Consider the following 13,312-nt stretch of genomic DNA (forward strand, 5'->3'; position numbering starts at 1 on the left):
TTTACTTTCTCTCCGTCATCCTCTTACCTTCCGGCACATGTCCATGATCTTACCGTCGAAACCTTCGAAGACATTCAGCGGCGTTGGTGTGATCGTCCCGCCATTGGCGTCGATGGCAAACTCATAGAGCTTCGCCGTCTGACTCGCCTCGTCCCACGTCGCTACATACAGCAGCCGGTTGTTGACATCTTGTAAGTTGTTGAACAATTTTGGTTTGTAAATCTTCATACTGGTGATAACCTCACCACCGGCAAAGCCGTCGTAGGCCACCCGGGTCAGACCCGAGCCACTATAGTCAAACGAGTAAATCGTTCGGTCTGTGGCATAGTATAGCAGGTTGCTAAGGTCACCGCACTGGTAGAACTTCGCATTGGCAATATCGGGCAGACCGGTCATATCATAGACTGCCTTGCCAACGACGCCGGCATCGCTGTTGTAAAAGTCAGCGATATACAGCCAGCGGCCATCGCCCGTCACATCCCGAAAGAATGCGTAGGTCCGGTCCTGGTACGCGCGTTCCATATAAAGCAAATCTTTGCCGACATTGTTCACGTCGAAAGCAGCGCCCACTTGTGTTGTGAAGGCGGTAATGACCGGCTGCGAAAACGCTAATGGCACACGCACAAACTTCCGGTTCTGGGTATCGTAAAATACACCGCCATTGGCGCCCGACGCTCCCGTTGTGCCGGCGGCCGTCGTCAGATCGACCACAAAGGGAGCCAGCGTGCTGGCATACGCCACGGGCGCATAGTACCCGATCGTCGCCGGCGCTCGGATGGCGCCAATGCCATAGTGAATCATGTACAGCGACCCGTTGGAAATATACCCTTCAAAATAACCGTACGCCGCGTGGGCCTGCGAGCTCACCGCCATCGGGCCGCGCAGGAAAATATCCGACGGGTCGTTGACCTTAAACAGGTCGGTACCCGATGCGCGTACGAACGACGACGACGTGCCGATGTTGACGTAATTCAGATAGTAAATCGAGTTGCGCGTCTGCGTGATAAAGCGGCCTTCACCGGCCAGTGCTTCGCCGTTGGCACCCGAATACATATTCCGCAACCACTTCTCGGCCGCGGCCGTGGGGAATGCGTTTTTGGTGACGATAAAATCGACGTCGCTATGTCCGTCGCGTGAGTGCAACACCAACCAGCCGATATCGACCGCTGCCTGGATCGTTACGGTAAAACGCATGTTGTTCTTGATACCCGTCCGGGTGTCGGTCACGACCAGCTCGACATAGTAGCCACCCGGTGTTTCGTTCATCGGCCGATCGAGTGTACGCGTCGAGGCAACAACGCTCGACGGCGGGGCCTGCGACGATGTATTGTTTGTATAGAGCAGCCACTCGTACGAGAGGTTCTCCGTGTCACCCCCGTATTGAATAGGAGGATCGATGACCAGGTTCTGAAATTGTTCGACGGCATAGGTCACCACAAACCCCGTGGTATCGATCAGTGGTGTATTAATGTCGGTGTAGTCGTAGTTTCCCTTGTCGTCGTAGCACCCTGCCACACCCAGCATGACGCCGATGCAAAACAGGATAGAGGAAAGTCGTATGGTTTGCTTCATAGCTGTTTTACAGTTTAGGGGAATGTTACCAGGGCGCCGGTTTCGTCCGTCATGTCGGGGTCGTGCGAGTCATTATATGCCTGCAGCGCCTCCTTTAGACGCGACCGGAAGTCATACATATCACCCGTTGTAAATTCACCCGTGGGATTGAAACGCGAGTATATCGTAAACTCCGCAACCCCCAGCACATCAATGACGAACTGGTATTTGGCAGTGCTATAGGGACCGAAGAAAAAGGAAAGCGATGTATCCCAGTTGGCGGGCTTCACCAGGCGGTCGCTCCAGTATACGGTAAAGGAAAGATTGCCGGGCGTACCGGCCCGGAGGTCATAACCCTCGGTGTCGACGATCTTCAGCGTTACCTGAAGGGTGGTGTCCTGGATCCACGCGGTGCGATAGATCAACAGGGGCAGGTAGCCATTCACCTCGCCGGCCGGAATGATGCCGTCCAGCACCTCGTAGTACACGGTATCGTCCCGCACGGGAACGGCGGAAGAATCGCCCACCACGATGGCCTTAAAGCGGCGGTCGGTATCGGCCGCATAGCCGATCACCTTCGAGGCCAGCCACACAGTATCTTGTAAGACCGACGACGACCGGCCGGCAAACGAGTAGCCGCGTTCGGAAATCTCCGTAAGCTGGCCATTCACCATTATTTGCTCGTTAAAGTACACACTCGGCTCACCGGAGAACGGCAGGCGCTCATTCTCTTCACAGGCGGTCAGCATCAACGCTGCCAGGCAGCCCCATATATAGAATATAGCTTTCATAAGAATGCTCGAGGTGGGTTAGTTACCGAATTCAATTTCGTTATCAGGACGGGGCAACACATAAACAGCATCGCCCGCCACCGTGCCACTGAATCGCATAGACATGGCGTTGACACGTTTGTAGTAATAGAAAAGCTGCCCTTCCAATAGGAACTCCTTTTCATATTCCTTAAAGATCTCCTCTTGGATCTGCTCCGCGCTAAGCGCGGGCGACAGGTTGTCCAGTATGCCGCGTGCCGTGCGCACCGCGTTCAGGTAGCCGATGGCCTGGCCGGGATCGTTATCTTTTAAACACTCCGCCGCGATGTAATACATCTCCGACACGCGCAGCACCGGCATACGGTTGGCGTATGCGGTCGGTATACCTTCCGGCTGGTCCAGCTTCACGGCATAACGTTCTGTGTTGACCAGACTGGTCAGCACCCGGAACCGGTAGTCGGCCGCCGTGGCATCATCCTGCACTTCGTACACAGTGCGATACTCATCGGGTGTCTTGCCGAGCTGCTCGAGCGAGCCATCGATCAGCCACGACGCCGACAGAGTACCCAGGTTGGTCACGTTCAGCGTAAAGATCAGCTCCGGGGTAAACACCCGGTTGGCCGACGCCGGCACACCCACCACCACCTGCGAAGCAGGCACGAACGGAAATGCATTGGATTCGATCACTTCCCTTGCACGGGCCAGGGCAGTAGATTTGTCGTTGGCATACAGGGCGACACGCGCCTGCAGCGCCTTCGCGGCATAGTAGTTGAACTTATAGGACCGGTCGCGCAGGTAGTTGTCAGACGTCGTCGTCGTTTTACCCGGAATCACCGGATCTTCCGCCAGCGCGGCCACCGCCACGTCAAGGTCGTCCTGGATCATATTCAACACCTCGCCGACCGTAGACGAAGGCGTCACCGTCAGCCCAAACGTATTGACGTAAGGAATGCCCATCGCCCCCGTTCCGCCCGACGAAGGCGCCGTCGCGAACAACCGCAGCAGGTCGAAGTGCAGGAACGCCCGTAACCCGTATGCTTCACCACGGATGATGTTATAGTTTTCGTTTTCGAACATCAACGGATCGGCTATATCAATATTTTCGATCAGGTTGTTGACGTTGGCGATGGCGTTGTATTGCGACGTCCAGACATCGTCGATCGCTGTTTCCGCCGTATCGGATTCATAGTTGAACACCGACAGCTGGTAGTAGTTCCGATCGTTGGCAGTGAAGCTGCTGTATTGATTGCCCAATACGTCCACCATACCAAAGGTCAGCTGACGGCCGTAAACAGGCTCGCCGGTCATCAGAACATAGATACCCGTCAGGGCATCTTTAAAGCCTTGCTCGCTTTGAAAGTTATCGTCGGAGCCGATCTGCGTCTTGGGGTCCACCGCCAGCCAGTCGTCACACGACGTGAGCGAAGACAGCGCCACCAGCAGGGCCGTTATGGATAGTATAATTCTTTTCATAATCATGGTCATCTTCGTTAAAAGGTTGCCTGAACGGAGAAAGAAAGCGTGCGTGCAAAAGGATAGCTCAGACCGCGCTCGGTCTTCATCGAGCTGATGCGGGCCAGGTCGTTCATGTTAAAGCCGACACGCACGTTGTTGATCTTCTGCCGCGCCAGCACGCTGCGCAGGTCATACATCACGCTCACCGAGGAGAACACCAACTCGTTGAGATCCTCCACAAAACGCGTGGTGGGCTTGGTCACGGTCAGGTCGGCAATGTTCTTGTAGAAGCTTGCCTGGCCCGGCTCCTTCCAACGTTCGCTCAGGAAGCGGGCGTCGACGTTCCAGGAAATGTCCGCATTCTCCACACGCTGTACCAACGTGGTATTGTAGGCTTGTCCGCCTGCCTTGAAAGTGAAAGCCACGTTGGCCGTCAGGCTGCGGTACTGGAAGTTGGCACCGAAGCTGCCCATCACGTTGGGCGCAGCATCGCCCGCGGCGATCTGATCTTCCGAAGACCACAGGTAGGTAAGCGTGCCGTCTTTCTTGCGGAAGATTTCCTTGCCGTTGGCAGGATCTATACCGAGTGATTGTACCGCCCAGATGGTCTCGGTCGACATACCCTCCTCCAGACGGATGGAAGGCGTCTGCCGCTGCTCAGGTGTGATATTGCCGGAGTTGCCGTCTTTGTCGGCATCCTGCTCTGCATTGAGCTGCTTAAAACCGTTCGATACTTCCTTGATCTTATTGGCGTTGTGCGCAATATTCACAAACAGGTTGAGGTAGCTCTTCTTCTCGGCACTGACATAGGCCTTGTAGCTCACCCCCAACTGGTACCCGACGTTCTCGGTCCGGCCGATGTTTGCCTTGTACGACGTAAAGCCCGAAGACGGTGGTGTGGTGACATCGGACAGCAGGCTGTTAGTGCGCGACAGGTAGTAGTCGGCGCGTAGAATCAGGCGACCGAACAAGCCCATATCAACGCCCACGTTATTATCCTGCGTCTGCTGCCACTGCAGGTATGGGTTCGGCAGGGCCTGCAGCGTAAGGCCGATATCGCCATTGTACGTCTGCCCGGTGTTGTAGCTGTACGACGCGACCGACATATACGAGTTGAAATTCTGCGAGCCGGTATAGCCGGTCGACGCGCGCAGCTTGAGCTGGTCTACGTGGCGCAGCTGCTTGATGAAGTTCTCATTGTGCAGGTTCCAACCGGCGCCGACACCCCAGAAACCACCCCAGCGGTTACGCGCGCCGAACTGCGACGAGCCGCTGAGCCGGTAGGAAAAGTCGGCCAGAAAGCGGCTGTCATACGCATAGTTGGCGGCAAAGGTCACACCCAGGTTACGGGTGGTATTTTCGGATCCGGTAGGCGAGCTACCTTCCAGGTATTGGTTGGCCATCGAGATATCGTTCATCCGATCGTTGGGGAAACCCACCGCCATCACCTGCGTAACGGACGAGCTCTGCTGGCCGATGCTATAGAATGCGTTCGTGTAAAGCGCGTGCTTCTTGCGCTCGACGTTATACGCGATACCGATGTCGGACGTCACGTTGTTGTCCACGCCCGTGCCGATAGTATATTCGCCGCGATTTACATATTCTGCCGAGGCGGACGAGATGGTGGCATACCGCGAGTGTGTAGCCGGCAGGAAGTATTCCGTGCGGCGGCTGGCGTGGTTAACACCAAGCCTGGCCGTGGCGCGCAGGTTTTTGGTAATGGCCCACTCGCCGTAAAAATTCTCCGTCACCGTCAGGTATTTGCTGAAGTCCTTTGTATTCAATGTGGCATCGTACAGCGGGTTGAAAACGCCGTTGCCATAGCTGCGGATCAGGCGTCCGTTTTCATCATGGATGCGCCAATAGGGGTTCATACGGGCGTACAGGCTGAAGTCTCCGTAGGGCGAGTTGACAGACTTGTTGTTGTCGATTGTCAGCAGGTTACGGAACGACAGGTTCTTATAGCGGTAGGAAAGCCCCGCGGTGCCCGACAGCGTGGTGCGGTCAGAGCCTTTCATGACACCTTTAATATTGTTGTAGCTTACGTTGACGGAATAGATCATAGCGTCGTCGCCACCGTCGAGATACACGTTGTGCTTCTGCCCTACGCCGGTGCGCAGTGGCTGCGACAGCCAGTACGTATTCACGCCGCGCTCCGCTTCCGCCAGCCGCTCGCCGTACAGGGTGGTGAGCTCCGCCTGTTGCATGGGAGCGCTGCTGGTATAAACTCCCGCGAGCAACTCGGCCTGAATCTTCTCGTGCGAGTTGGTCAGATCGTAGCTGGTCAGGTCGGGCGCCTGAATGTCGACGCTGCCATTATAATTGATGCGCATCTTGCCTTCCTCCGGACGCTTGGTTTCGATCACCACCACACCGTTGGCGGCACGCGAGCCGTAAATGGCTTTGGCGGCAGCGTCTTTTAAGATCGTGATGCTTTCCACAAAGTTCATGTTCAGATCGTACACCTGCTCCATGGTAGCCTGGAAGCCGTTCAGGATAAAGAGCGGCTGGTTGGGATTGGTTTGATAGTCGCCCCGTAAGTCAGGCACGCCGGCCTGACCACGGACCTGTACGTTCGGCAACTGATTTGGATCGGAGCCGATGTCAAGATTATCGACAATGCGAAAGGAAGGATCGAGAATAGCCAGGCTTTGCAGCACATTTTGATTACCCACCACGCGCAGCTCGTCTTTGGAGATCGTAATAGCCGCTCCCGTAAAGCTCTCAGCCTTGCGGGTATAATACCCCGTCACCACCACGTCGCTGAGTTGCGTAACGTTCTCGTGCAGCACGACATTCACCACGTCGCCGTTCACTAACATGTCCTCGGGGTCAAACCCGATGAAGGAAAATGTGAGGACATCGCCGTCACGCGCTTCGATGGTATAACTACCGTCACCGTCGGTCGCGGTACCGATGTTCGTGCCCACGATCATGACATTCACGCCGGGTAGCGGCTGACCATCCTTGTCCGTCACGCGCCCCCGCACACTCCGCGCTTCCGGCGGCGCCGTCAAGGTACCGGGTTCGGTCGCCGGCAGGTCGACCGACGTGTCTTTCTCTTTTTTGAGTACGATATAAGCGTTGTTCTTGACTACGAACTGGATCGCGCGCGGCTTCAGCACCGCGTTCAACACGGCACCGAGCTTTTCGTCCGATGCGTCGACCGTGATGCTCTCGGTCAGGTCGAGGGCACTTGTACTGTACACAAACTTCACCTGCGCTTCATTCTCCAGTGTCGTCAGCACGTCTTTCAACGAGCGAGCGGTGAGCTTCACCGACACCTTGCGATCCAGAAGGCCCTGCGCAAAATTGTCGCCGGCAAACGCGACGCTAAGCGTGAGGACAAGCAGTATGAATTGAGCAGCAGTAATTCGCATAATCTTACAGGTATTCTCCGTAAAGAATTTTTGCATATTTTTACACTGTTTTTTGTTAGTTCTTACTAGGAATTGGGCAAAAGGCAGCCATGTTCCCCGCCTGGCGGAGAATGCTGGTATTGAAGACAGGGGTGGTAATGACACCTCTGTTTTCTTTTATAGTGGGGAAAGAATCAGGCTATGCTTTCATAGGCGCTGGTATTAGGATAGGTTAGGTATATGTTTTCGTTAGGTGGTACTGTGTTGTAATCGTCATTGACACCCGCTGCCTCGCAGCACAACGACATCCTCTTCGATTGTATAGGTAGCCGTGACAGTTTCGGCAATAATATCAAGCGTATTCGACAATGACTGGTCCGTAAAGTCTGCTGTGATCATACAGCCCTCCAGCGGTCCTTCCAGGGTCATTCGCACATTGAACTTACCTTCAATGCGCCGGGCGATCTCGCCAATAGTAATATTCTCGAACAGCATGCTATACTCGGTTCCCTTGATATATACCTCGGCTTGTTTCTCTTGCTGCTTGCCGATCTTCTGCAATTGCCGCGTGGCATGCGCGTAAACAACCGACTCGCGGGGCAGCAGCTCGACATTTTCGCGTGTGGGCTGCGAGGTCACCGACACCTTGCCGGTCAGTACGAATACTTCGGTGTGCTCCGGTGTACTTCGAATGTTAAAGCTTGTTCCGAGCACGGCTGTCGTCAGCTCGCCGCAGTGAATCAGGAACGGATGCCCTGCGTCCTTGGCCACTTCGAACAGCGCCTCCCCTTCCAGCGACACTTCGCGCGTGCTACCAGTAAAGCGGTCGGGATACGTCAGGCGGCTGCCGGGCTTTAACCACACCAGGGTCCCGTCGGCAAGCATGACCTTTTCGATCGCGTCAGGCTTGCTCGCGCGCATATGCGTCGCCTCCACACGCATGCCAGGGCCAGCGTAATACCAGACACCATAGCCCGCAGCAACCAATAGCAGCAGCGACGCCGCGACGCGCCAGACCGTCCACATCGGAATCGTGCGGGATGTACGCATAGAAGTCGACTGCCGGATGCGTGTTAACAATAGACTTTCGGTCGCGGCGCGTTCTGCCTCATCGGCAAAAGCGCTGGGCTTGCCAGTGCGGCCATCCAGCCAACGTTCCAGGCGAATGCGTTCTTCAGGCGTACAGGTGCCATGCTCATAGCGCGCCAACAATGCTTCAAATTCGGAGGTGGTCATCGGGGTATAATTCCTGTTCTACCCCTGAAGTACTGCCGGCCACCCCAAACACACATACAGATCAGCATTTTTTTTAGAAAAAACAGAATTAAATAACAGGAATGGCGCTGGAAAACACGATAAAATTGGGATCAAACAGGATTCAAACGATAGCAGGCCGAGCCAAAAAATAAGCAATAGCTACTCAGGAAGCCGCCAGGATAACAGCTACCGCCAGCGACATGTTACCAAGCGACATGCGCAGGTGTTTCAGCGCATGGGTAAGCTGATTCTCCACCGTCCGGTGTGAGATGTTGAGCTGCAGGGCGATCTCGCGGATCGACTTATGTTCACGGCGGCTCAGACGGAAAATCTCCTGGCAACGCGCCGGGAGCTGTTGCAGGCTGTCTTCAATAGCTTTCTCCAGCTCGCGCAGGTGGATGCCTTCTTCCGTGGCGTTCCCTTCCACGGGCACGAATGAAAGATAGTCTTTGAGGTACGCGGCCTGCTGCTTGCTGCCTTGGATGTGTTTAATGATCTGGTACCGTACAGCAGCAAAGAGATATCCTGACAGGGACGTTTCCACCTGCAAGGTTTCGCGGCGCGTCCAAAATGAAACAAAGATTTCGTGGACGATCTCGAAGGCAAGGTCCTTCGATTGCAAATTGTGAAAGGCGTAATGGTAGAGACGCTCCCAGTAGCGGGCGTAGATCTCATCAAAGGCTTCCGCCTTTCCGCCTTGGTACAGCGCGAAAAGCTGTCCATCGTCGTACGCACGCAGCCGCCCTCCTTGCATCTTATGAATCTTTGATCCTCTAAAATTAATATTTGGTTAACGATTATGAAAGCTCCCCGTGCATCTCTAACGCCTTCCGCACCCCCGGGAGCCATTCAATCGTTTACGCCTGAAGCAGCGGCCTGCCGGTCGTCTATGCCTGATATTCGATAGGAGTTTTACCAGTCCAACGTTTGAAGGCGCGGCTGAAGGCGCTAAGCTCATTGTAGCCGAGAATAGCCGAGATTTCCTTCACGGGATGGCTGCGTGTTGACAGGTAGCGTAACGCAAGCGACTTTCGTACAGCATCTGCGAGTTGTTGGAAAGACACGTTTTCTTCTTGAAGCCGACGCTGCACGCTGCGGGGGCTCATGTTGAAATTGGCAGCGACATCTTCGAGGGTGAAGATGCCCAGATAGCTATGACCTTCCAGGCAGGCTAATACACGGTCTTTGAAGTCAGGTGTTGTCGTAGCCGACAAATCATCTATACCCGCTCGTTGCAGCAGTATTTGCTGCAACGCATGGTTCGCCGTAATGATAGGCTCGTCCCAGTAATGGGCATCAAAAGTAATCGTACACGGCCCAGCCTTTCTCGTAGGCGCACAGCGAAGCACGCGTGTATATTCGCTTGCCGGCACAACAGCGTCGGGAAACGTAGCAGAAAGCGGCTGCACCTTCTTCAGCAGCAAGCCATCGAGCTCGTGAATCATAAACACCATTAAAAAGTCGCGCAAATGCCGCGTAGTCGGCGAAAGCTCTTTTACCGGCACAACGGGTTTCAAGCAGGTAGTAAACGCCGCACGCGTCCGCTTAATCTCGACAGTATATTGGTCCGTCACCAACGCCGTAAGCGGCGCCACGGTTGTCAACGCCTCGCCCACCGTACGGCTCGTCTGTATAATCTGTCCCACGATACCCAGTGCTGTCAATTGAATGGACTCGCCGAAGTGCAATCCAAAGAGCGGGTCCTGGCACAACTGTGCGGCGTGAAACCACAGATCGTCATATTGCCGGGAGGTGATCGTAGCGGTGCCGTTTTGCATAGCCGACAAGTCCACATGTGCTGCCTGGGTAATCGTTTCCGGCGCTACACCGCGTTGCACGGCGTAAGCCAACAAGGTCATCAATAGAGAATGGCGTCGTTCTTCCATAAGCGTAAAGGTAAAAGCAAAAACATGGCATGCTACAATCCGCAAACCCGGTGGCGTAAAATGATAAACGCTTGGCGCATAAAGGTAAGCCTCCGGCCCCGAGCGAAGGATACCTTTGAATCATCAAAAACAAAAACACATATACATATGAATAGCCTGTTTAATCTCCGCAATGTTCTTTTTCTGAATGGTATCAGCTCGGGCGCTACCGGTGCACTGCTAGCCGTGTTCGCCGGTACGTTCGCATCCTGGTTTGGCGTAACCACTCCCACACCTTTTGTTGAAGTAGGCCTTTTTCTGGTGGCGTTCGCCGCGCTGGTCGTCGCTGCGGCGTTGCTACAACCGTCGGCCCCGGGGCTGGTGCGCCTCATTATTGTGCTCGACATAGCGTGGGTACTGGTGAGCATCCTGGTGATCGTTTTACAGCCTTTTGCTCTTTCCCTGATCGGAAACCTGCTCATTCTGGGCGTGGCAGCCTGGGTGGCGGCCATGGCGGGCCTGCAATGGCGCGGCCTGCGCCAACCCGCGTAAGATTGATGAGCAGGGTTGCATCTGAACGTTCCCCTCGTTACTTTTGACGCGTAGCTAAACCCTTTTAGCTTAGCGCTGAGGCCATTTTTCTACGCCCCGAGCCCTTCCTTCGGAAGGTTCGGGGCCTCATCATTTCAGTAGGGAACAGTTTAAACGTGCAGGGTCATGACCAGAATTTCCATTTTCACTTTCGTATGTTTCATATTTTTTACGGCCGCCCATGCGCAGGAGCCGCTCACGCCGTACGTAAACCCCTTGATCGGCTCAGCCGGCCATGGCCACGTGTTTGTGGGGGCAAACCTGCCCTTTGGCGCGGCCCAACTCGGCCCCGTCAACATCTTCGAGGGCTGGGACTGGTGCAGCGGCTACAACTACTCCAGCAACACCATCATCGGCTTCGCCCACACCCACCTTAGCGGTACGGGTATCGGAGACCTGAACGACATCGTCATCATGCCCGGCACCGGCGCCCCGGTATTGGAAAAGGGAACAAAAGAAAATCCCAACCAGGGCTACCTGTCTACATTTTCGCACGCAAACGAAGTGTGCCGCCCGGGATACTATAAAGTGCTCCTGGACAAATACAATATCCAGGCCGAGCTCACCACCACGGCGCGTGTAGGCCTGCACCAGTATACATTTAAAAAGCCCTACGAAAAACCTCACGTGCTTGTCGACCTGATCGAAGGCATTGGTTGGGATGCGCCGGTAGAAGCCTATATCCGCCAGGTGGACGATAAAACGCTTGTTGGTTATCGTTTTTCAAAAGGCTGGTCTTCTGACCAACGTCAATACTTTGCCATTAAGCTCTCCCATCCCGTCGCATCGGTAGCGTTATACGACAGCGCCGTGGCTGCGGGCAACAAAGCGGAAACAAAAGGCAAACGCATTCAGGCGGTTCTGAATTTCCGCGATATACCGGGCGAAGTGCTGAAGATCAAAGTTGGTCTCTCGCCGGTGAGCTTCGAAAACGCCTTGCAGAACATCGAGTCGGAGCTACCGGGATGGGACTTTGCTGCCACCGCAAAAGCCGCCGATACACAATGGAACAATGAGCTGAGCAAAGTGCGCATCAAAGGTCCGGATGAAACCAAGAAAGTTTTTTATACCGCTCTTTACCACACCATGATCGCCCCTTCCCTCTTTAACGATGCCAACGGCGACTACCGCGGCACCGACAAGAAGGTATATACAAAAGCACCTTTCACAAACTATACTACATTCTCCCTCTGGGACACCTACCGCGCGTACCACCCCCTCTACACCCTGGTGCACGGCGACCGCGTATCGGATATCATCAACAGCTTCCTAGCCATCTATCAACAACAAGGCAAACTGCCCGTATGGCACCTGATGGGCAGCGAAACAAACACGATGCTAGGCTACCACGCCGTACCGGTCATCGTCGACGCCTACCTGAAGGGATATCGCGGCTTTGATGTGAACCTGGCGTACGAGGCCGTGAAGCAGTCGGCCATGCAAAAGACAGAAGGCATCAACTATGTACAAAAGCTACGCTACATTCCGGCGGACAGCATGGTGGAATCTGTGGCAAAAGGATTAGAATATGCCATCGACGACGGCTGCATTGCCCGCATGGCCAAAGCGTTGGGTAAGAAAGAAGACTACGAATACTTTTCGAAACGCGCAAAACTATACACACAATACTTCGATCCGCAAACACGGTTTATGCGCGGTAAATTGAGCAATGGCCAATGGCGCACACCCTTCGACCCCATCGCGTCTAAACACCGCGAAGACGACTACGCCGAAGGAAACGCCTGGCAGTACACCTGGCTGGTATCGCACGACGCCCCTGGTCTTATTAAGCTCTTCGGCAGCCGGGAAGCATTCCTGAGCAAGCTTGATTCGCTGTTCACAATCGACTCAGACCTGGGCCACGGCAGCTCACCCGACATCAGCGGCCTGATCGGCCAATATGCGCACGGCAACGAGCCCGGCCATCATACCACATACCTGTATGCCTATGCCGGTGTACCGTATAAAACTGCACCACTCATCCGCAAGATCACCAGCACCTTCTATACGTCCAAGCCCGACGGCCTGTGTGGTAACGAAGACGTTGGTCAAATGTCGGCCTGGTATGTACTGTCGGCACTCGGCTTCTACTCTGTAAATCCCGCAGATGGCCAGTATGTCTTTGGCTCACCACTGATCGACCATGCAGTCATTCAAACATCCGGCAAACCGTTTACGATTGACGTAGCCGGCAACAGCGCCGAGAACATCTATATCCAGAAGATGGAGCTGAATGGCAAAGCCTATACAAAATCGTTCATCCGCCACACAGACCTTACAGCAGGCGGCACCCTAAAAATCTACATGGGCAAAACCCCCTCAAAGTGGGGAACCGGCAAAAACGACATCCCCCAATAACACGCGCTCTGCGCCTGGCGCAAGTCTTCCGACCGAAGGGAGGGCGTTCCGATAGCTATCGGAATGTGCCTACCATGGTGCCAGTCTGGCGAGGAGCCCTATCAAA

Annotated in this window: 9 protein-coding genes; 2 read left to right on the forward strand and 7 right to left on the reverse strand. The window is 54.7% G+C overall.

The features are described from left to right. Window positions 1-15: 15 nt before the first annotated feature. The 7 genes from K7P01_RS27225 to K7P01_RS27255 all read right to left on the reverse strand — a co-directional run bounded on the left by K7P01_RS27225 (window position 16) and on the right by K7P01_RS27255 (window position 10,278). Complete coding sequence (locus K7P01_RS27225; protein WP_267297759.1) at window positions 16-1,572, reverse strand: PKD-like family lipoprotein; 1,557 nt, start codon at window positions 1,570-1,572, stop codon at window positions 16-18. A gap of 14 nt (window positions 1,573-1,586) precedes the next feature. Then, window positions 1,587-2,342 carry a DUF4843 domain-containing protein gene (locus K7P01_RS27230; RefSeq protein ID WP_267297760.1) on the reverse strand — a complete coding sequence of 252 codons (756 nt, stop codon included), beginning with the start codon at window positions 2,340-2,342 and terminating at the stop codon, window positions 1,587-1,589. 18 nt (window positions 2,343-2,360) lie between these two features. Next, window positions 2,361-3,794, reverse strand: coding sequence for a RagB/SusD family nutrient uptake outer membrane protein (locus tag K7P01_RS27235; protein ID WP_267297761.1), 1,434 nt, complete (start codon window positions 3,792-3,794; stop codon window positions 2,361-2,363). 17 nt (window positions 3,795-3,811) lie between these two features. Then, window positions 3,812-7,192, reverse strand: a complete 3,381-nt coding sequence (locus K7P01_RS27240; RefSeq protein WP_267297762.1) for a SusC/RagA family TonB-linked outer membrane protein — start codon at window positions 7,190-7,192, stop codon at window positions 3,812-3,814. Window positions 7,193-7,408: 216 nt separating this feature from the next. After that, window positions 7,409-8,371 carry a FecR family protein gene (locus tag K7P01_RS27245; RefSeq protein ID WP_267297763.1) on the reverse strand — a complete coding sequence of 321 codons (963 nt, stop codon included), beginning with the start codon at window positions 8,369-8,371 and terminating at the stop codon, window positions 7,409-7,411. A 184-nt stretch (window positions 8,372-8,555) separates the two neighbouring features. Next, complete coding sequence (locus K7P01_RS27250) at window positions 8,556-9,146, reverse strand: RNA polymerase sigma-70 factor (RefSeq protein WP_267297764.1); 591 nt, start codon at window positions 9,144-9,146, stop codon at window positions 8,556-8,558. A gap of 133 nt (window positions 9,147-9,279) precedes the next feature. Beyond that, window positions 9,280-10,278 (reverse strand): AraC family transcriptional regulator, encoded by a 999-nt coding sequence (locus K7P01_RS27255; protein ID WP_267297765.1) that lies wholly within the window; start codon window positions 10,276-10,278, stop codon window positions 9,280-9,282. Window positions 10,279-10,425: 147 nt separating this feature from the next. On the opposite strand from K7P01_RS27255, the gene K7P01_RS27260 reads away from it, so the two are divergent. Together K7P01_RS27260 and K7P01_RS27265 are read left to right on the forward strand one after the other, a co-directional pair. Continuing rightward, window positions 10,426-10,809: a hypothetical protein gene (locus K7P01_RS27260; RefSeq protein ID WP_267297766.1), complete on the forward strand. Its 384-nt coding sequence runs from the start codon at window positions 10,426-10,428 to the stop codon at window positions 10,807-10,809. Window positions 10,810-10,974: 165 nt separating this feature from the next. Beyond that, window positions 10,975-13,206 (forward strand): GH92 family glycosyl hydrolase, encoded by a 2,232-nt coding sequence (locus K7P01_RS27265; protein WP_267297767.1) that lies wholly within the window; start codon window positions 10,975-10,977, stop codon window positions 13,204-13,206. Window positions 13,207-13,312 lie beyond the last annotated feature (106 nt).

The organism is Parachryseolinea silvisoli (genome assembly GCF_021190955.1).
Lineage (GTDB): Bacteria > Bacteroidota > Bacteroidia > Cytophagales > Cyclobacteriaceae > Ohtaekwangia > Ohtaekwangia silvisoli.